The organism is Nonomuraea sp. NPDC049419 (genome assembly GCF_040676995.1).
In the GTDB taxonomy this organism is placed as follows: Bacteria; Actinomycetota; Actinomycetes; order Streptosporangiales; family Streptosporangiaceae; genus Nonomuraea; species Nonomuraea salmonea.
Window position 1 is genome coordinate 127,941 of sequence record NZ_JBFAQB010000004.1, and the last position, 20,865, is coordinate 148,805.

A 20,865-nucleotide genomic window follows, 5' to 3' on the forward strand; every position below is an offset into this window, starting at 1 on the left:
CCCGCCCGGCCGCGGACCAGCCGCCGGGCGGGCGGTCGGTTGCGGGGCGGCCGGGTGGAGTCAGCGGTCTGATGCCCTGATGGCGGTGCCTACCTCGCCCACCCGGTCGGCCAGCAGGCCGAGGGCGCCTACCGCGCGCGTCATCGGGTCGTCCTCGGCGCCGCCCAGTGCCTTGTCCCTCAGGTAGGCGGCTTTTACCGCGGCCCATCGTTCCGCCTGGGCGGGGGTCAGGCGGTTGCGGAGTTCGGCCAGTTTGAGGAGGTTGGCTTCGGCGTCGGTGGTCAGCGTCTGGGCCTCGCCCAGGTAGTGGTCGTCGATCAGGGCTTCCAGCTCGGCGTCGTTCATCGCGGGCACGATGCGCTCGGCCAGCTTGTTCATGTTCCGGTACGACCCCTGCAGCCGGTACGGCGGCTCCGTGCGCGCCGCGTCCGACTGCCCGGCCGAGGCGATGTAGGCCCGGTTGTTGGCCAGCACCACCTCCTGGACGCGCACCAGCTTGGCGAGCACGCCCAGGATCCGCTCCAGCTCGGGCTTGGTGTACGGATGCGCGAGCTGGTCCGGCCGGACCGCGGTGTCGCCCTTGGCCAGGCGTACGAGCAGCTCGACGTCGGAGCGGTCGCGGCCGGAGAGGGACGCGAGCACCGGGTTGGAGGTGAGGGCGTTGTCGATGTAGCTCAGCGCGAACAGCTCCTCGCGTCCGGCCAGCACGTCGCCCAGGTTCCACACGTCGGCCCGGTTGGCGAGCATGTCGGGGATGCGGAAGCGCTGCCCCGACTCGGTGTACGGGTTGCCCGCCATGCACACCGCGAACCGCTTGCCGCGCAGGTCATAGGTGCGGGTGCGGCCGTTCCACACGCCCTCGATGCGGCGCTGGGCGTCGCACAGCGAGATGAACTTCTGCAGCAGCTCGGGCGAGGTGTGCTGGATGTCGTCCAGGTAGAGCAGGGTGTTGTTGCCGCTCTCCAGCGCGAACGAGATCTTCTCGACTTCCTGCCTGGCCGTGGCGTCAGGCGCGTCGGCGGGGTCGAGCGAGGTCACCGCGTGGCCCAGGGCGGGCCCGTTGACCTTGACGAAGACCAGGCCGAGGCGGCTGGCCACGTACTCCATGAGGGTGGTCTTGCCGTAGCCGGGCGGCGAGATGAGCAGCAGCAGGCCGTTCTGGTCGGTGCGCTTGCCCGCGCCCGCCGCCCCGAGCTGCTTGGCGAGGTTGCCGCCGATGAGCGGCAGATAGACCTCGTCCAGCAGCCGGTTGCGGACGAAGGCGCTCATGACCTTCGGCTTGTACTCGTCGAGGCGCAGGCGGCGGCGCTCGGCCTCGACCAGCTCGCTTCGGCGCCGCTGGTAGGCGCGGAAGGCAGGCACCCGCTCGGCCGCGAACCGCCTGATGCGCGGCAGGATCTCGTCCAGCCGCAGCTCCAGCGCGCGATCCCGGATGCGGGGGTGGGTGCCGAGCAGCCCGTGCACGGTCTCGGCGGTGGCGGCGCTGGAGTCGTGGCGGGGCAGGTCGCACAGCAGCACGGCGACGGCCTCGGGCAGCTCGGGGCCCTGGCGGTAGGCGGTGAGCCAGGCGCGGGCGAGCTGGAGGCGTTCGGGGAGGGAGAGTGCTTTGAGATCGTCCTCGAACTCGCGGTTCTTGGCCGGGCCGAGCTCGTGCCTGAACCCGTCGAGCAGGTCGCGCGCCGCCTTCCCGGTCACGAAACCGGCCGGCGTCCCGCCCAGCTCCTCCACCAGGTACTCGCCGGCGAGCCGCGCGATCGCCTCCTGATCGGGGGCTCCGGCTTTCCCGGAGGGGGTGCCGGCTTGTCCGGGGTGAGCGGCGTTGTCCCCGATGAAGCGGGCGATGGCGGTGCCCAGCTCCGCGGCCAGCTCGGTCACGGCGGGTGCGGCGCCGAAGAGCTCACACGCGCGCACCAGCGACACGGCCCGGGTGGCCAATGTTTTACGTGAAACCTCGTCGGTCCCGAAGGCCCAGAAGAGCTGCGCCGCCGCCCGTACCTCGGCCGGATAACGCAGCAGCCCGGCCCCCTCGCGCAGCCGGACGAGCGTGTCGAGGATGAGCGTGGCGTCGTGGTCGTGGACGCCGCGCTCGTACCCCTCGTCGTAGCGCGACTCCGCGGCCTGCCTGACCAGGTCGGCGAGCGGCGCGCCCGCCGTGACGCCGTCGAGCAGGGAGACGGCGAGGTACTCCGCCCGGTACACCTCCGGCGTCTCCGAGACCAGCGACTGCTCCCAGAACGGCCGGGTGTCGGCGAACGACTCGGGCACGGGCGCCCGGTAGTCGGTGCCGGTGATGGTGAAGAACATCGAGCCGTCGTGGGGCACCAGTGTCAGGTCGATCGGCTGGGTGTTGACCGCGAAGCGGTGGTGGCCGAGGCGCAGCGTCTCGCCGCCGTCGTCGTACAGGTCGAGGCGGTCGCGCAGCGCCCGTCCCGCCTCCTGCTGCGCCGACTTGACCCGGCCTTCGAGCTCCTCCGCCCGTACGGCGTCGCCCAGCTCCCGCAGCTCGCCGGCCGCCGAGCGGACCCGCGCCACCATCGGGTCGGTAGCGAAGTAGGTGTTGACCTCGTCGAGCGACCCGAGCGTGCCGAGCCGCCTGGTGACGCCGGCCAGCACCCGTTCGGCTGAGGCGAAGACCCGGTCGGCGCGCCTGGCCAGCTCGTCGAGCTGGGTCTGCTTGCGGGCGGAGAACGCCTCGTAGACGTCGTCGCGCTTGGCGGCGAGCTGCCCCGCGAAGTCGTCGAACTCGCCGAAGCGCGACTCCAGGGTCTCGATCTGCAGCATCAGCCGGCCGAGCTGCTCGTCGCACCGCGCGGGCGTGTCGGCCATCGCGAGCGCGCCGGTGACGGCCTGCCCGAGCAGCGCGAACTCGGCGGCGAACGCGGCCCTGCCCTCAGCGCCGAGCAGCTCGCGGCGGCGGCCGTCGAGCACGGCCCGCGCCCGGTTCACGCCGCCGAGCACCTCGGCGATGCGCCCGAGGATGGAGGTGCGGACGGTCGCGTCGGCGATGTCCAGCGACCCGACGACCTCGGTGACGACTTCGAGCCCTTCTGCCTGCTCGGCGAGCCGGTCGGCGACGGGCGCGGCCTCGGCGGCGGTGCCGATGGCGGCGGCGTCGGCGGCCAGGCGTTCGACGGCGGCGTGGTAGGCGGTGAAGGCGTCCTCGCCGGACAGGAACGCGACGGCCCGCTGGCCGGCGCCGGCCACCGCCTCGGTGACGGCGGCGGACAGCTCGTCGAGCGCGGCGAGGTCGATGTAGCGGGTCTCGCGCAGCGTCACCAGGTGGCCCTGGGCGCGGCGCAGCGTGGCCAGCAGCGTCACCCACGCGTCGGCGGTGTCCGGGTCGTCGGCCTGGGCGCGGCGGACGAGCTGCGTGGTCTCCTCGCCGGCCGACTCCAGCGTGCGCGCGGCCTGGCGGGTGAGCTGCTCGACGTTCTCGTACTCGTCGAGCACCTGCTCGGCGGTGGCGCGGACGTCGGTGAGCGGCCCGAGCAGGCCGTGCTCGCCGAGCCAGTGGTAGGAGTCGAACGCGCGGGTGCAGGCCCCGATCAGCCCCTCGAACGTGCCGGTGGACGGCGCCATCTCCTCGACCATCCGCGCCACCGACAGGCAGTCGGAGATGCCGCGGACCAGCTCGGCGTTGCCGATGCGCTCCAGCGGCCCGGTGCCGACGGGCTGGGTGGCGGCGTAGGTGTCGGACACGTACGGCGTCTGCCACACCTGCATCGGGTGCACCCGGGTGGGCTCGTCGGAGGTGGCGCGGAAGACCACCATCGTGCCGTCGTCGAACAGCGAGTACCCGTGGCAGACGATCGGGGTGGCCACCTCCTTCCTGATCACGTTGTACGGCAGGAGCAGTGAGCGCCCGTCGCCCCTGGCGTGGAAGACGTACAGGACGTCCTCGCCGTTGGGGGAGCGCACCATGCGCTCGAACTCCAGGTCCGTCACGTCGGTGTCGAACGTCTTGCTGACGCCGGTGGCGAGGTAGTAGCCGCCGGGGAAGATGAGCCCCTGGTCCTCGGGCAGCCGCTGGCACGCCTGCCCGATGCCGTCGAGCCGCTCGACGCCCTTGGTGCGGGTGTTGAAGACGAGGTGGCGCCAGTCGGGTTCCTTGTACGGCCGGATCCGCATGAGGATGAGCGGCCCGACGCGGGCGTACTCGACGTCGGCGTCCCCGAGGCTCTGCAGCGGCTCGGCCACGGGCTCGGAGTAGATGCCGGCCCCTGTCTCGGTGTTGTCCTCGACCTTGATGGTGAGGTCGCCGCCGACGGTCTCGACGAAGACCTCGCCGTCGATGGAGATGTGCGGGTGGCGGCCGAGCACGTGGTCGTCGCGGGTGGTGGCGGTCCACTCGAAGTCGTGGGACGGCGGGAACTCGTGGTCGCGCTCACCCCTGTTATCCAGATATTTCAGGACTCCGGCGGTGCTGACCGTCCAGCGCAGCACCCGCGTGTCCCCAGGACCGGTCCTGAAGACCGCGAGCAGCTTGCCCTCGACCCGCCTGAGCTGCTGCAGGCGGGTCTCCTTGTAGTAGCGGTAGAGCTCGGCGAAGTCCTTCCTGAACGCCTCGTCGTCCAGCGCGGCCAGCCGGTCGGCGTCGAACCTGAAGGCGTCGCCCTCCCTGGAGAAGCGGTGCACGGCGAACACGTCGGCCACCGTCGTCTCCGGCTTGAGCCCGATGAAGACGTTGTAGCCGAACAACATCACCTCACCCAGGGAGACGATGTCCCTGGGGACGCAGTTGTGCTCCGTACGGATGCGCTCGGTGCCGAGCAGGCGCAGCTCGGCACCGCCGAACACCTTCAGCCGCTCGTCGTTGAGCCTGACCGCCGCCTCCGCGAGCGCCTTGGCCTGAGCCTGGAGGCGGTTCCTGAGGACCTCGTACGTCCCCGCCTCCAGGCTCGCTTCGAGCGTGCTCACTTCGCGCCGGCCAGCGCCGCCACCGGCGAGTCGGCGACACCCAGCCTGCGGGCGGTCTCCAGCAGCTCACCGAGGGCCGACGACTGCGGGCCGCCGTCCTGGATGAGCTTCATGAGCAGGGCGGAGACGGTGACGTTCTTGAGGTCCTCGGTGCTGATGCCGCCGACCACGCGGGCGAGGTCGGACGCCAGGCTCGCGCTGCCGTTCACGTACGGCGACACGACCGCCTCGGCGACCTGCGAGTGACCCACGAACCCGTCCACGACCTTGCCCGCGGTGATCGAGCCGACCACCTTGTCGAAGAACATGGTGTCGCCGCCGACGATGTCGATGTTGGCCTTGGCCAGACCGGCCGCGAGCACGCTGGCCTGCGACTCGGCGACCTGCCTGTTGACGTCGATGTGCTTGAGCCTGATCTCCTTGTCGGCCTCCAGCCGCAGGCGGTACTCCTCGTGCGCCCTGCTGGCCTCGTCCAGCGCGGCCATCGCGGCGGCCTTCTCGGTCAAACCTTCGGCCTCGGCCTTGAGCTTTTCGCCCACCGCCGCGGCGCCGGCCAGCGCCATGGCCTGCTCGCCTTCGGCGCGGGCCTTGAGCCGCTCGCCCTCGACCAGGGCCATCGCCTTCGCGCCGTCGGCCTCGGCGGCCAGCCGCTCCTTCAGCGCCAGCGCCTCGGCGCGGCCCACCTTCTCGATGGCCTCGGCGTCGCGCTCCTTGATCTGGACCTCCGCGAGGCCGGCCGCGGCGGTCTCGGCCTGGATGCCCTCGGCCAGCCTGATCTTGGCGCGCGCGTCCAGATCGGCGGCCTGCTGCCTGGCCTCGGCCAGCACGAGCTCCTCGCGGGCCTTGAACTTGGACGCGGCCTCGGCCGCCTCGGCTGCCTTGATGTCCTTGACCAGGTTCTCCTGGGCCTCGGCCTCGGCGGCGATGATGACCTGCTGGCGGGTGCGCTCGGCCTCCTCGACCACGCGCAGCCGCTTGATCGACTCCTCCTGCTCGGCGACGGTCTTGTCCACCGCGATGCGCTCGCGGATGACCTCGGCGATCGACCGCTTCTCGGTCTCGACCTCCTTGTCCTTCGCGATGCGCGACAGCTCGGTCTCCCGCTCGCGGGCGATGACCTCCAGCAGGCGGTCCTTCTCGATGCGCTCGGCCTCGATGGCGATCACGCGCTCGCGGTTCTTCTCGGCGACGGCGATCTCGCGGGCCCTGTTCTCGTTCGCGACGCCGAGCTGCTCGTCGGTCTTGAGGTTCGCGGCGTGGGCGCGCAGCCGCTCCTCGGCCTGGACGCGGGCGATCTCGGCCTCTTCGCGGGCCTTGACGGTCTCGATCTCGCGGCGCTGCTTCAGCTCGGCGTCGGCCTGGCGGCGCTCCAGCTCCAGGATGGCCTCGCGGGCGTCCACGTTCTGCCGGGTGATCTCCTTCTCCTCGTTGCGCTGGTACTCGTTGGTCCGCACGTGCTCGATCGCCGTCAGCTCGGTGATCTTGCGGATGCCCTGCGCGTCGAGGATGTTGCTCTTGTCGAGCTGGTGCAGCGCGGTCTGCTCCAGGTAGTCGATGGCCGCGTCCTCAAGGCTGTAGCCGTTGAGGTCGGTGCCGATCAGCCGGACGATCTCGTCGCGGAACTCGTCGCGCTTGGTGTAGAGGTCGACGAAGTCGAGGTGCTTGCCCGCCGTCTTCAGCGCCTCGGAGAACTTCGCGTTGAACAGCTCCTGCAGGGTCGCCTCGTCGCTGGCGCGGGTGGTGCCGATGGCCTGGGCGACCTTGATGACGTCCTCGGCGGTCTTGTTCACGCGGACGAAGAAAGTGATCTTGATATCGGCTCTGATGTTGTCGCGGCAGATCAGGCCCTCGCGGCCGGTGCGTTCAATCTCGATCGTCTTCACCGAGATGTCCATGATCTCGGCTTTGTGGACGACCGGAAGGACCACCGCGCCGGTGAACGTCACGTCGACCTTGTTGACCTTCGACACGATGAGTGCCTTGCCCTGTTCGACCTTGCGGAAAAGGCGGCCGATCACGAGCAGCAGGCCGATCACGATGACGAGGACGACGGCGAGGAATACGCCGAAGCCGGTGGAGATGACGTCCATCAGTGCTCACTTTCGTACGGCATGACCAAGAAGAATTCGCCGTCTTTGTCGTAGTCGAAGATGAGGGCGGCGTCGCCGCGCTTCAGGCGGTCGGCGCCGGTCGTACGCACCTGCACGATCGCGGACGAGCCGTCGGCGGAGGTGACCTCGGCCTGGCCGAAGTCGGGCGTGGCGGTGCCGGTGCGGATCACACACATCTGGCTCGCGAACTCATCGCGTGAGCGGGTCTCCCCTTGGGGGAAGAGTGCGCGCAGCGGTCTCAGCAGGGCACGGACGGCGAGCCAGGCCAGGGCCGACGCGGCGAGCGGCACGACGATCAGCAGGCCGCCGCTCGTCAGCACGGCGCCGATGAGGCACAGCAGCCAGGCCAGCGCGACGAGCAGCGACAGCGCGACGCCGGCGGGAACTCCCCCGAACCCCAGCCAGGCGGCGTCGTCCTCGATCTCGAACAGACCGGTGATCACGGCCAGCCAATAGGCGACGACCACCCCGAGCAGGAAGGTGAAAATGACAGTCGGAAAACCTAACGCGATGCTGAAGAAGTCGGTCATGCCGCCCCGGTGTTGCCCCGTCCCCGTGTGTGTCCATTCGGACTATATCTAGATAAAGCACGAGTAAAGGAAAAAGTTCCCGAGTCGATATGGTGTTGACCTCAAGCTCAGTTGAGGTAGCAGGCTTGATCGCATGAGCGATCTGATGAGAGCGGCCGCCTTCGCAGAAACGGGCGGACCGGAAGTGCTAAAGCTGATGGAACTGCCCGCTCCCCAGGCGGGGCCCGGCCAGGTGCGGGTCCGGGTGCGGGCCGCGGGCGTGCAGCCGTTCGACACGGCCATCCGGGCGGGCTGGATGCCCGGCTACCTCGATGACATCCCCTTCCCGCGCATTCCAGGCAACGAGTTCGCCGGCGTGATCGACCAGGTCGGGCCGGAGGTGACCGGGTTCTCGCCGGGCGCCGAGGTGCTCGGGTTCAGCGTGCTCAACTGCTGCGCCGAGTACGTCGTGGTGCCGGCCGCCAACGTGACGCCCAAGCCGGCCGGGGTGCCGTGGGAGGTGGCGGGGAGCCTCACCGCCGGGGTGCAGACGGCCGAGATGGCCCTCGACAACCTCGGGCTGGCCGCCGGCGAGACGCTGCTCGTGCACGCGGCGGCGGGCGGTGTGGGCACGGCGGCTGTCCAGATCGCCAGGCGGCGCGGGGCCACCGTGATCGGCACCGCCCGCGAGGCCAACCACGACTACCTGCGTGAGCTGGGGGCGATCCCCGTCACCTACGGCGAGGGGCTGGCCGACCGGGTCCGCGCGCTGGCGCCCGGCGGGGTGGACGCCGCGCTCGACGGGGCCGGTGGGCACGCGCTTGAGGTATCGCTCGACCTGGTCGCCGACCGGGGGCGCATCGTCACCATGGTCGAGCACGACAAGGCCGGCGCGCTCGGGGTACGGCTGGTGCAGGGGGAGCGGTCGGCCGAGCGGCTCGGACGGTACGCGCGGCTGTACGCGGAAGGCTCCTTCTCCTGGCGGGTGCGGCGGACGTACCGGCTGGAGGAGGCGGCGGAGGCCCACCGCGACGTCGAGGGCCGCCACGGCGCCGGCAAGGTCGTCATCACCCCCTGACGCCCGCACCCCGTCATGGGGCGGGCCGCCCGGGCGGCCGGCAGGCGTTCGGGGTGGGTGGAGTGTCTCTGGTCGCTCGGCCGGTCACCAGCGCGTGTGCACGGCCTCGGCGATCCTGAGCTGGACGTCGTCCAGTTCGCGATCGCCTTCGCGGACCAGCCAGAGGCAGTTCTGCAGCACCCGGCCGAGCGTCCAGCCGGCCGCCCTCCGCCGGTCGGCGCCGAGTCCTTCGGTCATGAGGTCGAAGCGGCGCAGCGTCTCCCCGCGTACGTCGCCGGTCGCCACCGCCTCGTCCCAGCGGTTCCACAGGGCGGGCAGCAGCTCGAACCCGGGATCGCCGGCCAGCGGCTTCGGGTCGATGACCAGCCACGGCTCCCGGTCGGCGGCCAGCACGTTGGCGTAGTGCAGGTCCCAATGCAGCAGCCGGTCGCGATGCCCGCCCGCCAGCTCAGGGGTCAGCTCGGCGACCGCGCCGGCGCACCGCCGCAACCAGGCGCGGTCCCGCTCGCGCGGCAACGCGGCGACGGCCGCGTCCACCTCGTCCAGCATGCGCCACGCGATGTCCTCCAGCCGCCGCAACCCGGACGCCGGCGCGGGGCGGGAGGAGAGGCGGCCCAGGAGGGCGGTGAGGGTCTCCAGGGCCGCGGTGACGTCGGGGACGTCCTCCAGGGAGCGGTGGGCGTGCAGACGTTCGAGGAGCAGAGTGCCGGTCTCGGGGTCGGCGGCGAGGAGGCGTACGGCGCCGTCGCCCGCCCACGCACGCAGCGCCAGGGCCTCGTCGGCGGTCTCCTCCGTGACGGGCTGGAGCTTGAGCGCCGCCCGCGTCCCGTCGGCCCGCACCACGGGCAGCACGAGCGCCACGATGCCGTGGCTCGGCTCGCCGTCAGGTCGCAGCTCCCACTCGTCGAGGAAGCGCTCGGCCAGCCCGGGCAGCGCGGCCACCCAGGCGGGCCCCGCGTCGTCCGCGTAACGCAGGTGCGAGGCGGTCAGCGCGGCGGGCACCGTGATCCGCATGGCTCCGGATCAGTAGTGCCAGGGGTAGGGCGACCAGTCGGGCTCGCGCTTCTCCAGGAACGCGTCGCGGCCCTCGGCCGCCTCGTCCGTCATGTACGCCAGCCGCGTCGCCTCGCCCGCGAACAGCTGCTGACCCACCAGCCCGTCGTCCACGGCGTTGAAGGCGTACTTGAGCATGCGTTGCGCGGTGGGCGACTTGCCGTTGACCTTGCGGGCCCACTCCAGCGCGGTCGCCTCCAGCTCCGCGTGCGGCACCACGGCGTTGACCATGCCCATGCGGTGGGCGTCGGCCGCGCTGTAGGTCTCGCCGAGGAAGAAGATCTCGCGGGCGAACTTCTGCCCGACCTGCCGGGCGAGATACGCAGAGCCGTAGCCGCCGTCGAAGCTGGCGACGTCGGAGTCGGTCTGCTTGAAGCGGGCGTGCTCGGCGCTGGCGAGCGTGAGGTCGGCGACGACGTGCAGACTGTGCCCGCCGCCCGCGGCCCACCCGGGCACGACGCAGATGACGACCTTCGGCATGAACCGGATGAGCCGCTGCACCTCAAGGATGTGCAGGCGGCCGGTGGAGGGGGTGCCGTCGGCGTACTGGTAACCGTCCTTGCCCCTGATGCGCTGGTCGCCGCCGGAGCAGAAGGCCCAGCCGCCGTCCTTGGGCGAGGGGCCGTTGCCGGTCAGCAGCACGCAGCCGACGTCGGTGGTCTGCCGGGCGTGGTCGAGCGCGCGGTAGAGCTCGTCCACGGTCTGGGGCCTGAAGGCGTTGCGCACCTCGGGCCGGTTGAACGCGACGCGCACGGTGCCGTGGTCGACGGCCCGGTGGTAGGTGATGTCGGTGAAGTCGAAGCCCTCGACGGGCTGCCACGCCTTGGGATCGAACAACTCGGAGACCATGGCCGAGAGCCTAACCGATCTGGTTTTCCGCCCATTCGGCCCACTCGCGCTGGCTCTGGGCGAGGCGGCGGCCGTAGTCGAGGACGAGGCGGCCGTACACGGAGAGGTCGTCGCTGCCGCTCTCGACGAACTCGCGGATGCTCTCGATGTGCTCCAGCTGCTTGCGTGCGAGCTGCGCCTGGCCGTTGAGATAGGCTTGGCCTGCTCGGGGGAGAGCCGGCCGAGGAAGAAGACCCGCAGCAGCATGTCGCTGCGCACCACCCGGGTGGGCTGGACGTCGGTGAGCCAGTGGCGCAGCTCGGCGAGGCCCGCTTCGGTGATCGTGTACTCCTTGCGCCCGCGCGGGCCCTCGGCGCTGACGTCCACCAGACCGGCGTCGGCGAGCACCACGGCCTGGGCGGTGGCCTTCACCGTCGCCGCCACCGCCCTGACCGTGGTGCTGCACGCCTCCCTTCACGCGACGGCGACGGTGGTCGCCATCAAGGTGCTCTCGTTCGTGGTGCCCGCCGCCTTCACCGCGTGGTATCCGAACCACGTGCGGCGGGCGGGTGCTGTCGGCTAGGTGACCTCGGCGCGCAGCTCCGCGAGCAGCTCCCCCTGGTCGGCCAGCATGTCGGTGAGGATGCGTCGGGCGGCGCCCAGCAGGTCGGCGAGCTCGGGCGTGGCCAGCGTGTAGACCACGGTGCTGCCCTCGCGGATCGCACTCACGATGCCGGCCCTGCGCAGGACGGCGAGCTGCTGGGAGAGGCTCGAGGCCTCGATGTCGATCTGGGCCAGCAGGTCCCTGACGGGCAGTGGCCCTTCCTGGAGTAGCTCCAACACTCGGATGCGAGCGGGGTGGCCGAGCGTTCGGAAGAAGTCGGCCTTGGCCTGATAGACCTCCACGTGCATAGGTTCAGAGTAATCCAGTTCAGTTGCATAATTCTTCAAGTCGCTATGTTGTTGGATAGCATGACAGCGGGGACTAGGGAGTAGCCATGGGCCGAGGAAGAGCCAAGGCGAAGCAGACGAAGGTCGCTCGCCAGCTGAAGTACGCCAACCACAACATTGACTACGACCGGCTGCGCGAGGAGCTGGGCGCTGACACGCGACGCGAGGAGATCTACCCGCCTACGCCGTCGGAGCAGGAGTCCGAACGCGGGCGTTGACCAGGGGCCCGCTGCGCGGATCGCCGGAGCCCAGGGCTCCGGCGACCCCCATGACGCCGCGTCCGCAGGTCAGGTCGCGCAGGTGTCGTGCGTGGCGTCGAAACCCTTGAGCGCCTCGGTGTCGCCCGCCCGCAGCGGCTTGAGCCCCTGCCAGTCGTCGCCGATGACCAGCACCAACCGGCTCGTACGCGCCGCCGCCAGCTCCTTCGGCCGGCTCTTGAGCACGTCCTTGGACAGGGTGGGCACCCGGGTCTCGCCGTTGGGCCCGTAGAAGACGGTGGTTCGCTTCTGCGGCTTGCGGGCGGTGTCGCCGATCTTGGCGATGTGATAGCCGCGCTGTTCGAGGGCGGCGGCCACCTCGGTCGCCAGCCCCGTACGCCAGGTGCCGTTGCGCAGCTCGACCTGGATCTTCGAGCGGGCCACCTTCTCCTGGCCGCCCTTGACGCCTTCGACGCTCTCGTCCTTGGCGACGATCTGGAACAACGTGCGCGCCTGCGGCTGCACCCACTCCACGCGGCCCGGCTGGGTGAGCGAGTAGTGCCACGGGGTGGTGATGAAGCGGATCTTGCCGACGTCGATGCCCTGGAGGCTGGTGGCGAGGTCCTTCATGACGCCGAGGGTCAGGCCGCGGTCGGTGGTGACGGCCTGGGTGGCCGCGTCGAGGATGGCGAGCAGCCTGGCGGGGTCGGTGAGCGTCTCGCCGCTCAGCACCTTCTTCACCATCGAGGCGATGAACATCTGCTGCCGCTGGATGCGCCCGATGTCGGAGCCGTCGCCGAGGCTGTAGCGGGCGCGTACGTAGCCGAGCGCCTGCTCGCCGTTGAGGCTCTGCCGCCCGGCGGGCAGGTGCAGCAGCGCCTTCTTGTCGTTGACCGGCTCGGGCAGGCACACCTCGACGCCGCCGACGGCGTTGACGATGCCCTTGAAGCCGGTGAAGTCGACCTTCACGAAGTGGTCGATGTGGATGCCGGTGAGCGACTCGATCGTCTTCCAGGTGCAGCCGATGCCGCCGGAGTTGAACGACTCGTTGATCATGCCGAGGTGGGCCTGCTGGCCGGGGAAGGCGCCGGTGGCCCGGCAGGCGGGCAGCTGGACGAGCGAGTCGCGCGGGAAGCTGATCACCATCGCGTTGTCGCGCTGCGACGACACGTGGACCAGCATGATCGTGTCGGTGCGCTCGCCGGCGACCCGGCCGTACTTGGCGTTCTTGCCGTTGCGCTGGTCGGAGCCGACGACCAGGAGGTTCATCGCGGTGCCTGCCACCTTGGGCGGGCGGGTGGCGCCGAGGTCGTCGGCGGTGAGGTCGGTGTGCTTGACGTTGCCGGTCAGCCGGGCGAAGACGCCCACCGCCACCCCGACGACGAGGAGCACGACGACCACGCTGATCGTGATGACCCAGCGCAACCAGTGGCGGCGCCGCCGCGGAGTGCGGTGACCGGACGGTGGCACCTCGACAGGCCCGCTGCTCACGTGACTTCCCCCTAGACCGGGGCCGAGGGTAGCCGCCCGTGGCCAAGAGCCTCGCCGTACAGATCTCGGCCGGTGAACAGTGCCAGAGTGTACTCAGTCAGGCACGCTCATGCGCAGGGATACGCTGCCTCGCAGGTCGAGCCAGGCGGTGCCGGGGCCGCGCACCAGCCTGAGCACCACCTCGTCGCAGCCGGGGCAGCGGGCGACCAGGCCGGGTTCCGGCCCGTACACGCGCAGTGACGCCACCGGCCCGGTGAGGCCGCAGCTCGCGCAGCGGCCGGTCGCGGAGACCACGTCCACCGCGAAGATCTCGCCGAGCGGGCCGGCCAGCGCGTTGCCGTCGAGGTGTTCCGCTGTCATGTCAGCCTCCGGTGGGACCGAATCGTTCGGTTCTGATGCGCTCGGGGGCGTGGCCGAGCGCGAGCAGCAGGTCGGCCGCCGCCTCCACGAACCCGGTCGGCCCGCACACGTAGCAGTCGGGCTCGAACGTGGCCGGCCAGCCGCCCTCGGCCAGGTCGTCCAGCATGATGCGGCGGGCGGGGCGGGACGCGCCGCCGGGGACCGAGCGGGTGTAGAGGTAGGAGACGTCGAGGCCGGGGTCGGGGCCGCGCAGCTCGTCGGCGTAGTAGCGGCGGTCGGGCGCGCGCACCGAGTACACCAGCCGGAAAGGCACGCGGCTGCCCGCCTGCCGGCGTGCCCTGATCATCGCCATCAGCGGCACGATGCCCGACCCGCCGCCGACCAGCAGCACCGGCGGCTTGCTCTCCGTACGCCAGACGAACCAGCCGCCCACCGGGCCGCGGATCTCGACCTGGTCGCCGACCTCCATAACCTCGGTCAGGTAGGGAGACACCTCGCCGTCGGGCACGCTCTCGACCGTCAGCTCGATCATGTCGCCGTCGGCCGGCGCGGCCAGCGAGTAGCTGCGCTGCGTGGTGTAGCCGTCCTCGGCCGTCAGCCGCACGTCCACGTGCTGGCCCGCCAGATGCCCTGGCCAGCCGGGCACCCGGAGGCGAAGCGTGCGCGCGCTCGGGGTCTCGGCCCTGGCGGCGACCAGCTCGGCCGGCCGCCAGACGAGGCGGCGGCGCACCTCAGTCGCCCTCGTAGCGCTGCTCGCGCCACGGGTTGCCGTAGTTGTGGTAGCCGGCGGTCTCCCAGAAGCCCGGCCAGTCCTCGTTGAGCAGGCGGATGCCGCGTACCCACTTGGCGGACTTCCAGAAGTACAGGTGCGGCACGATCAGCCGGGCGGGGCCGCCGTGCCGGGGCTCCAGCTCCTCGCCGTCGAAGCGGTGCACGATCCACGCCTTGCCGTCGAGCAGGTCCTCGACCGGCAGGTTCGTGGTGTAGCCGCCGTAGGAGTAGACCAGGGCGTACTCGGCGGCCGACTCGACCTCCTCGAAGAGCGCGTCCAGCGAGACGCCCTCCCATGTGGTGTCGAGCTTCGACCACTTGGTCACGCAGTGGATGTCGACGGTCGGCGTCTCGGTGGGCAACCGCATGAACTCCGGCCACGACCAGCGGTGGGTCTGCCCGTCCTCGGTGTCGATGGCGAACTCCCACCGGTCGAGCGGGATCCGCGGCGTCGGGCCTGCCGACAGCACGGGGAAGTCCTCGACCAGATATTGGCCGGGCGGCAGCCGCTCGCTCTCGTCCCTGCGTCTACCTGTGAAACCGCGCGAAATGATGGCCACGTCCGCCTCCCGAGGCCATTTCACCACGATCCGCCCCGATGGTCGCCGGCGACGCGCGGGCTCGGGGCGCGGGGTCAGGGTGCGGGGTCAGGGTGCGGGGTCAGGGTGCGGGGTCGGGCAGGCGGTCGGAGCGCGGCCAGACGTAGGGGAGGTCGTCCGGCTCGTCGCCGAAGACCGGCCGGTAGAAGTCCGGGTCTTTGCGCAGCAGCGCCGAGCGGTGGCTGAGGTGCAGCGCCTCGTCGCCGAGCCAGGGCGGCAGCTCGCCGGCCGCCGCCAGCTCGCTCTGGTCGCGTACGCCCGGCCTGCCCAGATGCGCGGCCAGCTCGGTCGTCATCGTGCCCGCGCACGTGTCGGAGCGGTCCAGGGAGCACCAGCGCACGCACACCTCGAGGCCGTAGCGGACGAGGGACTCCGCGTAGCCGGTCCACATCTTGACGACGGGGTGGTGGCGCCAGCCGTAGCCGGGGACGGTGAGGGCGCGCAGCACCTGGAGCGCCTCGACGCGCTGCTTGCCCAGCCGCAGCGGGTCAAGAACCGCCGCCGATGCCGCGAAATCCGGATAAGGCAGGAATGTTTGCATCGGTCCCCCCGGCTGACGTGCCCCTTCTCGCGGATGGTATAGACCTGCCGCCGCCCGTCGCTCACAATCAGCGCATGGGAGACGCCTATGTCGGTGCTCGGACGCCGCGACGGGAAGACGCCAGGCTGCTTACCGGAAAGGGACGCTACGTCGGCGCGGTGCGCCTGCCCGGCACGCTCCACGCGTACGTGCTGCGCAGCCCCATCGCGCACGGCCGGTTCCTCGGCTGCGACGCCAAGGCGGTCAGGGCCCTGGAGGGGGTGATCGACGTCATCACCTCCGAGGAGGCCGCCGGCCTGCGCCTGCCCTGCGTCAGCGTGACACCGGGGCAGCGGCTCGACTCCTACCCGGTGCTCGACGACACGATCAGGTACGCGGGCCAGCCGCTCGCCGTCGTCGTCGCCCGTACGCCGGAGGCCGCCAGGGACGCCGCCGACCTCCTCGACCCCCACCTCGACGAACAGCCCGCCGTCGTCGGCGTCGAACACGCCCTGGAGGACGACGCGCCCGCCATCTACCCCGAGCTGGGCGGCAACGTGCTCGCCGACTACACGATGGGCGACGACGACTGCCAGGCCGCCGTGGACGGGGCCGCGCACGTCGTCGAGATGACGTTCAGGATGGGCCGGGTCTCGCCGTACCCGATGGAGCCGCGCGGCGTGGTGGCCGCGTACGACGGCGACGAGCTGACCGTGCACATCTCCTCCCAAGCGCCCCACCACGTGCGCGAGCACCTGGCCGACGCGTTCGGCATGGTCCACGACCGGGTACGCGTGATCAGCCGCGACACCGGCGGCGGCTTCGGCGGCAAGGAGCACGTCTATCCCGACGAGGCGCTGATCTGCCTGGCCGCGATGCGCACCGGCCGCCCGGTGAGCTGGACGGAGTCGCCGGGCGACCGGGTGATCGCCACGCTGCCCGCCCGGCAGGCCGTGCACCGGGCGCGGCTGGCGCTCGACGACGACGGGCGCTTCGTCGCGATGTACGTGGACGTGCTCGGCGACCTCGGCGCCCATCCGTCGAACGTGGGCTGCTCGACGTTCGCGGTGACGGCCACGCTGCTGCCGGGGCCGTACCGGTTCGACCGGTTCGCCGTCCGCGTGCGCGGCGTCCTCACCACGACCACCCCGACCGGCTCCTACCGCGGCTTCGGCATGCCCGAGGCCACCCTGACCAGGGAACGGCTGATCGACGAGGCGGCCCGCAGGCTCGGCATCGACCGCGTCGAGCTGCGGCTGCGCAACATGTACCGGCCGGACGAGCTGCCCTGCACGACCCGGGTGTACCAGACGTACGACTCAGGCGACTACCCGCGCGCCCTGAGCATGGTGAAGGACCTGGTCAGGCCGGTCGCGAAGGACGACGGGCGCAGGCGCGGCATCGGCTACTCCTGCCACGTCGAGTCCACCGGCATGGGCCCCTCGATGGACATGAAGGCCATCGGCATGCTGGCCGCCGGCTACGAGAGCGCCGTGCTGCGCATGGACCAGGACGCCTCCGTGGTCGTCACCTCCGGCGTCGTCTCGATCGGCCAGGGCATCGAGACGACGCTGGCCCAGCTCGCCGCCGACCGCATGGGCGTGCCCATCGAGTCCGTACGGGTGGTGCTCGGCGACACGGCGGCGACCCCGTACTCGTCGGTCGGATCCGTGGCCAGCCGCTCGCTGCCGCTCGGCGGCGGCGCGCTCACCCAGGCCGCCGACCGGTTGCGCGGCAAGCTGCTGGCCATCGCCGCCCACCGGCTCGAAGCGGCCGCCGACGACCTGGAGATCGCCGACGGCGCCGTGCGGGTGAAGGGCGACCCGCGGGCCGCGTTGACGCTGCGCGAGCTGGCCACCTCGGCCTGGCGCGGCTGGGACCTGCCCGACGGCATGCAGCCCGGCCTTGAGGAGCGGGTCAGCTACGACCCGCCCGCCTACACCTTCGCGTACGGCGCGCACGCGGCGGCCGTGGCCGTCGATCCCGAGACAGGGGCCGTCGAGGTCGAGGGCTACTGGGTGGTCAACGACTCCGGCGTGCTGGTCAACCCCACCGTCGTCGAGGGGCAGCTGCGCGGCGCCGTGGCGCAGGGCATCGGGCAGGCGCTGACCGAGGAGATCGTCTACACCGAGGAGGGGCAGCCGATCACCGAGTACCTGCTGCCGACGACGCGCGAGATACCCGACATCGAGGTCGTGATGACGGAGACGCCGTCGCCGGTGACGCCCGGTGGCATGAAGGGCGCGGGTGAGGCCGGGACGATCGGGCCGCCCGCGGCCATCGCCAACGCGGTCGCCGACGCCCTCCCGGAGATCGCCGGCGCGATCACCCAGGTCCCGCTCACCCCGTCCACCGTCTGGTCCCTGCTCCGGCGGGCGCGATAGGAGCCTTCCTGCCGGTGATCAGGCCGGGGACGGGCCGCCGATGAGGTCTTCCAGGGCCTTGCCCGACTCCGACAGCGCCCGCTCCAGCGCCTGCCGGCCGGCCGGCTTGTGCTCGGGCTCCGGCCGCTTGCGGCGCTTGGCGTCGTTCTTGGGTGCGTTGTGGTCTGCACTGCTCATGCGGGTGTGCGTACCCGGCCCGGCGCCGCCGTGCGCGGCGACAGGCAAATCCCTGCCGATTTCTCCCCGAAACTTTGACCCGTTGCGGCCTTTCATACGTACACGTTTCGACGGCCGTGTACGTCAACCCCTAGGCAGGTCCTCTTGTTGAGAGACACGCGCGTCAGCCGCCCCTCAGCATCGGAAAGAGACGCCATGACCAGGCTGCGATCGACTCGCCGGAGCCGTCAGCAGTATGCGTGGCCGTTGCGCGAGGACGCACGGACGGCCGGTCACGCCCGAGCCCTCATGCGGAAGCAGCTGTCGGAACTCGCCCTCCCTCCTTCCCTGGTGGACGACGCGGTGCTCATGGTGAGCGAGCTCGTCACCAACGCCCTCATGTACGGCGACGACCCGTACGAGCTGCTGCTCCTGGTGGACCCGAGGGAGGTCATGTGCGTCGTCGTGGACGGCAGCCCCCTGCTGCCCGCGCCCGCGCCGCACGACCTCGCCGCCGAGCACGGGCGGGGCCTGCGCATCGTGGCGCGGCTGTCCGACGGCTTCTACGGCTGCCATCCCCAGCGCTACGTCACCCGGCCCGACCTGGTCGGCAAGGCCACCTGGTTCGCGATCCCGCGCCAGGGGGCGGCGGGCGACGTCGTACCGATCAGGGCGGGGCTCTGACCTGGCGGTGATCCGCGGCGTGATAATCGAGGCGTGCTGCGGCCATCGAGGCGTTCCTTACTGCGGTTCGGCGGCGTGGCCGCGGCCGGGACGGTCGGGGCGCTGGCGCCCGCGCGGGCGGCGTACACGCCGGACACCGCGTTCGTGCTGCTGCGCCGCCGCTGGCGGGAGGTGACGGCGGGGCCGCCGCACGATCCGCGGGCCCGCCCCTACCGGGCGCTGGGCCGGGCCGCCGCCCGCCACCTCGCCACGATGGCCCCTCGCTCCTCCTCGCTCTGGCCCGACGAGCCCTTCCCCTCGTCCACGGTCACGCCTGGGCGGCTGCGGACGATGGCGCACGCGTACGTGATCGACGGCACCGGCCTGACCGGCGACCCGGCGCTCGCCGAGGCGGTCGAGGAGGGCGTCGCCCATTACCGCCGCCACGTCTACGCCGCCGGAGCCGAGGCCGTCGGCAACTGGTGGCACTGGCAGATCGGCATCCCGCGGGCGCTGCTCGACGCCGTCGTCCTGACCGGAGCGGACGATCCCGCGCTGGCCGAGTCGGTAGACCACTTCGTGCCGCCGCGCCGGCTGCGCCACTACACCGGCACCAGCACCGCCGCCAACCGGGTGGACCTGTGCCTGGTGACGCTGCTGCGCGCCATGCTGACCGACGACCACGTCCGCGCCGAGCTGGCGGTCTCGGCGCTGGCGCCGGTGCTCGTGCCGGTGTCGGAGGGCGACGGGTTCTACCGGGACGGCTCGTTCGTGCAGCACACGTCCGTGCCCTACCAGGGCGGCTACGGCGTCACGCTGCTGTCGGGCCTCGCCACCCTGTACGCCGCGCTGCGCGGCACGCCGTGGGAGCTCGCGGACGGGAGGGTGTTCGACCTGGTGGAGCGGTCTTTCGCGCCCTTCGTTCGTGACGGGGCCTGCATGGATCTCGTACGCGGCCGGGGCATCAGCAGGAGGTCGTGGGGCGACCACGAGCGCGGCAGGGAGATCGCCGCCGCCGTGCTGCTGCTGGGCGAGAGCGCACCGGCCGCGTACCGGGAGCGGTGGCAGGCCATGGTCAAGGGGTGGGCGGTGCGCGGGACGTACCGGCCGATGCTGGAGCACGCCGCGCCGGCCCTGCACGCCCGGCTGGCGCCGGTCATGTCCGACGCCGCCGTGCCCGCCGCGCCCGAGCCGGTCGGTCACCGGCTGCTGCCGATGAGCGCCCGAGCCGTGCACCGCAGGCCGGGCTGGTGCGCGGCGCTCAGCATGGCCTCCGACCGCATCGGCCACTACGAGCACGGCAACGGCGAGAACCCGCGCGGCTGGCACACCGGCTCCGGCCTGCTCTACTGGTGGGCGGACGGCCACGGCGACCACTACTCCGACGGCTTCTGGGCGACCGTCGACCCCTACCGGCTGCCCGGCACGACGGTCTCCACCCGGCGGCTGCCCGACGGGGCGGGGGAGGCGTGGGGCGGCACGCGGACGCCGTGGCGGTGGGTGGGCGGCGCGACCGACGGCACGTACGCGGCGGTGGGCCAGCACCTGAGCGGGCTGGAGAGCACGATGGAGGCGTTCAAGTCGTGGTTCTTCCTCGACGACGCCGTGGTCTGCCTCGGGGCCGGCGTCACCGCGCGCGACGGCGTACCGGTCGAGACGATCGTGGACAACCGCAGAACCACCGCCCCCCTCACCGTCGCCGACGGCTGGGCCCACCTTGAGGGCCACGGCGGCTACGTCGTCCCGGGGCAGCAGCTCCGCACACTGCGGGAACGCCGATCCGGCGGCGGAGCCCGGCGCGACTACGTGACGCTCTGGCTCGACCACGGCGTCGATCCGCGCGCCGCCTCCTACCAGTACACCCTGCTGCCCGGCGCGGACCTGGAGCGGACCCGCGCCTGGGCCGCGGACCCCGGGCGGGTGCGGGTGCTCGCCAACACCGCCCGGATCCAGGCCGTCCACGTGCCGGCGCTGCGTCTCACCGCCGCCTGCTTCTGGAACGCGGGCACCGCGGGCGGCCTGACTGCGTCCGCACCGTGCGCCGTGCTGGCCCAGGAGCACGCCGACGGCACCGCGACGCTGACCGTCGCCGACCCCCGCCGCGACCTCGCCGAGCTGGCCGTCACCTGGGCGGCTCCGGTGGTGGGGCTGCTGCGCGGGCCTGCCCGGTCATCGGGAAGGACGCTGACCTTCGAGCGGCTCGGTGACATGGAGGGCGGCTCGGTGACCGTCACCTTGCGCCTCGACACGGGATGAGAACCGGGGGTGCCGGGGTTG

The 20,865-nt window shown here is 71.7% G+C and carries 19 protein-coding genes; 6 read left to right on the forward strand and 13 right to left on the reverse strand.

Translation table 11 applies throughout. The features are described 5' to 3' along the window. Positions 1-60: 60 nt before the first annotated feature. The 3 genes from AB0K12_RS14665 to AB0K12_RS14675 are packed head-to-tail and all read right to left on the reverse strand — an operon-like array spanning position 61 to position 7,558. The gene (locus tag AB0K12_RS14665; protein ID WP_364560150.1) at positions 61-4,917 is read right to left on the reverse strand and encodes a DNA repair ATPase; all 4,857 of its coding nucleotides are present in this window, start codon (positions 4,915-4,917) and stop codon (positions 61-63) included. Further along, on the reverse strand, positions 4,914-7,007 hold the full coding sequence (locus tag AB0K12_RS14670) for a flotillin family protein (RefSeq protein WP_364560152.1): 2,094 nt from the start codon (positions 7,005-7,007) through the stop codon (positions 4,914-4,916). The genes AB0K12_RS14665 and AB0K12_RS14670 overlap by 4 nt, the downstream gene beginning before the upstream one ends. Further along, positions 7,007-7,558 (reverse strand): hypothetical protein, encoded by a 552-nt coding sequence (locus AB0K12_RS14675; RefSeq protein ID WP_364560154.1) that lies wholly within the window; start codon positions 7,556-7,558, stop codon positions 7,007-7,009. The genes AB0K12_RS14670 and AB0K12_RS14675 overlap by 1 nt, the downstream gene beginning before the upstream one ends. A gap of 133 nt (positions 7,559-7,691) precedes the next feature. On the opposite strand from AB0K12_RS14675, the gene AB0K12_RS14680 reads away from it, so the two are divergent. After that, a complete protein-coding gene (locus AB0K12_RS14680) occupies positions 7,692-8,615 on the forward strand; it encodes an NADP-dependent oxidoreductase (protein WP_364560156.1) in 924 nt (307 codons plus the stop codon). Positions 8,616-8,699: 84 nt separating this feature from the next. Here AB0K12_RS14680 and AB0K12_RS14685 read toward each other — a convergent pair whose 3' ends face one another. From AB0K12_RS14685 to AB0K12_RS14695, 3 genes are read right to left on the reverse strand one after another with little or no spacing between them, the layout of a single operon-like run. Next, positions 8,700-9,629: an aminoglycoside phosphotransferase family protein gene (locus AB0K12_RS14685; protein WP_364560159.1), complete on the reverse strand. Its 930-nt coding sequence runs from the start codon at positions 9,627-9,629 to the stop codon at positions 8,700-8,702. Between the two features lie 9 nt (positions 9,630-9,638). Beyond that, on the reverse strand, positions 9,639-10,517 hold the full coding sequence (locus tag AB0K12_RS14690) for a 1,4-dihydroxy-2-naphthoyl-CoA synthase (RefSeq protein WP_345392905.1): 879 nt from the start codon (positions 10,515-10,517) through the stop codon (positions 9,639-9,641). Between the two features lie 10 nt (positions 10,518-10,527). Further along, entirely contained in the window at positions 10,528-10,674 is a 147-nt protein-coding gene (locus AB0K12_RS14695) for a hypothetical protein (RefSeq protein ID WP_364561410.1), read from the reverse strand. Here AB0K12_RS14695 and AB0K12_RS14700 point away from each other — a divergent pair. Further along, complete coding sequence (locus AB0K12_RS14700; RefSeq protein ID WP_364561440.1) at positions 10,666-11,079, forward strand: hypothetical protein; 414 nt, start codon at positions 10,666-10,668, stop codon at positions 11,077-11,079. The two genes, AB0K12_RS14695 and AB0K12_RS14700, sit on opposite strands and share 9 nt — an antisense overlap. Here AB0K12_RS14700 and AB0K12_RS14705 read toward each other — a convergent pair. Then, a complete protein-coding gene (locus tag AB0K12_RS14705; RefSeq protein WP_043615149.1) occupies positions 11,076-11,408 on the reverse strand; it encodes a metalloregulator ArsR/SmtB family transcription factor in 333 nt (110 codons plus the stop codon). The two genes, AB0K12_RS14700 and AB0K12_RS14705, sit on opposite strands and share 4 nt — an antisense overlap. Before the next feature lie 86 nt (positions 11,409-11,494). Here AB0K12_RS14705 and AB0K12_RS14710 point away from each other — a divergent pair, with 86 nt between their 5' ends. Continuing rightward, positions 11,495-11,665: a DUF3073 domain-containing protein gene (locus AB0K12_RS14710; protein WP_364560164.1), complete on the forward strand. Its 171-nt coding sequence runs from the start codon at positions 11,495-11,497 to the stop codon at positions 11,663-11,665. 69 nt (positions 11,666-11,734) lie between these two features. On the opposite strand, the gene AB0K12_RS14715 is transcribed toward AB0K12_RS14710, so the two are convergent. From AB0K12_RS14715 to AB0K12_RS14735, 5 genes are all read right to left on the reverse strand, one after another. Then, positions 11,735-13,135: an LCP family protein gene (locus AB0K12_RS14715; protein WP_364560167.1), complete on the reverse strand. Its 1,401-nt coding sequence runs from the start codon at positions 13,133-13,135 to the stop codon at positions 11,735-11,737. 93 nt (positions 13,136-13,228) lie between these two features. Beyond that, positions 13,229-13,495, reverse strand: a complete 267-nt coding sequence (locus AB0K12_RS14720; protein WP_345392893.1) for a DUF6510 family protein — start codon at positions 13,493-13,495, stop codon at positions 13,229-13,231. 1 nt (position 13,496) lies between these two features. After that, positions 13,497-14,225: a ferredoxin reductase gene (locus AB0K12_RS14725; RefSeq protein ID WP_364560170.1), complete on the reverse strand. Its 729-nt coding sequence runs from the start codon at positions 14,223-14,225 to the stop codon at positions 13,497-13,499. A gap of 1 nt (position 14,226) precedes the next feature. After that, the gene (locus AB0K12_RS14730; protein WP_364560172.1) at positions 14,227-14,826 is read right to left on the reverse strand and encodes a sulfite oxidase-like oxidoreductase; all 600 of its coding nucleotides are present in this window, start codon (positions 14,824-14,826) and stop codon (positions 14,227-14,229) included. 100 nt (positions 14,827-14,926) lie between these two features. Next, the gene (locus tag AB0K12_RS14735) at positions 14,927-15,406 is read right to left on the reverse strand and encodes an MSMEG_6728 family protein (RefSeq protein ID WP_364560174.1); all 480 of its coding nucleotides are present in this window, start codon (positions 15,404-15,406) and stop codon (positions 14,927-14,929) included. A gap of 74 nt (positions 15,407-15,480) precedes the next feature. Between AB0K12_RS14735 and AB0K12_RS14740 the strand changes: the two genes are divergently transcribed. Continuing rightward, positions 15,481-17,769 carry a xanthine dehydrogenase family protein molybdopterin-binding subunit gene (locus AB0K12_RS14740; RefSeq protein WP_364560177.1) on the forward strand — a complete coding sequence of 763 codons (2,289 nt, stop codon included), beginning with the start codon at positions 15,481-15,483 and terminating at the stop codon, positions 17,767-17,769. Between the two features lie 18 nt (positions 17,770-17,787). Here AB0K12_RS14740 and AB0K12_RS14745 read toward each other — a convergent pair whose 3' ends face one another. Further along, positions 17,788-17,946 carry a hypothetical protein gene (locus AB0K12_RS14745; RefSeq protein WP_364560180.1) on the reverse strand — a complete coding sequence of 53 codons (159 nt, stop codon included), beginning with the start codon at positions 17,944-17,946 and terminating at the stop codon, positions 17,788-17,790. Positions 17,947-18,141: 195 nt separating this feature from the next. Between AB0K12_RS14745 and AB0K12_RS14750 the strand changes: the two genes are divergently transcribed. After that, complete coding sequence (locus AB0K12_RS14750) at positions 18,142-18,609, forward strand: ATP-binding protein (protein WP_364560183.1); 468 nt, start codon at positions 18,142-18,144, stop codon at positions 18,607-18,609. A gap of 33 nt (positions 18,610-18,642) precedes the next feature. Beyond that, positions 18,643-20,844, forward strand: coding sequence for a polysaccharide lyase 8 family protein (locus AB0K12_RS14755; protein WP_364560186.1), 2,202 nt, complete (start codon positions 18,643-18,645; stop codon positions 20,842-20,844). Positions 20,845-20,865: the final 21 nt, after the last annotated feature.

Coding starts and splice junctions, on each gene's coding strand:
- AB0K12_RS14670 (WP_364560152.1), bottom strand. CDS start 7,007: ATGGACGTCATCTCCACCGGCTTCGGCGTATTCCTCGCCGTCGTCCTC.
- AB0K12_RS14675 (WP_364560154.1), bottom strand. CDS start 7,558: ATGACCGACTTCTTCAGCATCGCGTTAGGTTTTCCGACTGTCATTTTC.
- AB0K12_RS14680 (WP_364560156.1), top strand. CDS start 7,692: ATGAGCGATCTGATGAGAGCGGCCGCCTTCGCAGAAACGGGCGGACCG.
- AB0K12_RS14685 (WP_364560159.1), bottom strand. CDS start 9,629: ATGCGGATCACGGTGCCCGCCGCGCTGACCGCCTCGCACCTGCGTTAC.
- AB0K12_RS14690 (WP_345392905.1), bottom strand. CDS start 10,517: ATGGTCTCCGAGTTGTTCGATCCCAAGGCGTGGCAGCCCGTCGAGGGC.
- AB0K12_RS14705 (WP_043615149.1), bottom strand. CDS start 11,408: ATGCACGTGGAGGTCTATCAGGCCAAGGCCGACTTCTTCCGAACGCTC.
- AB0K12_RS14710 (WP_364560164.1), top strand. CDS start 11,495: ATGGGCCGAGGAAGAGCCAAGGCGAAGCAGACGAAGGTCGCTCGCCAG.
- AB0K12_RS14720 (WP_345392893.1), bottom strand. CDS start 13,495: ATGACAGCGGAACACCTCGACGGCAACGCGCTGGCCGGCCCGCTCGGC.
- AB0K12_RS14735 (WP_364560174.1), bottom strand. CDS start 15,406: ATGCAAACATTCCTGCCTTATCCGGATTTCGCGGCATCGGCGGCGGTT.
- AB0K12_RS14740 (WP_364560177.1), top strand. CDS start 15,481: ATGGGAGACGCCTATGTCGGTGCTCGGACGCCGCGACGGGAAGACGCC.
- AB0K12_RS14745 (WP_364560180.1), bottom strand. CDS start 17,946: ATGAGCAGTGCAGACCACAACGCACCCAAGAACGACGCCAAGCGCCGC.
- AB0K12_RS14750 (WP_364560183.1), top strand. CDS start 18,142: ATGACCAGGCTGCGATCGACTCGCCGGAGCCGTCAGCAGTATGCGTGG.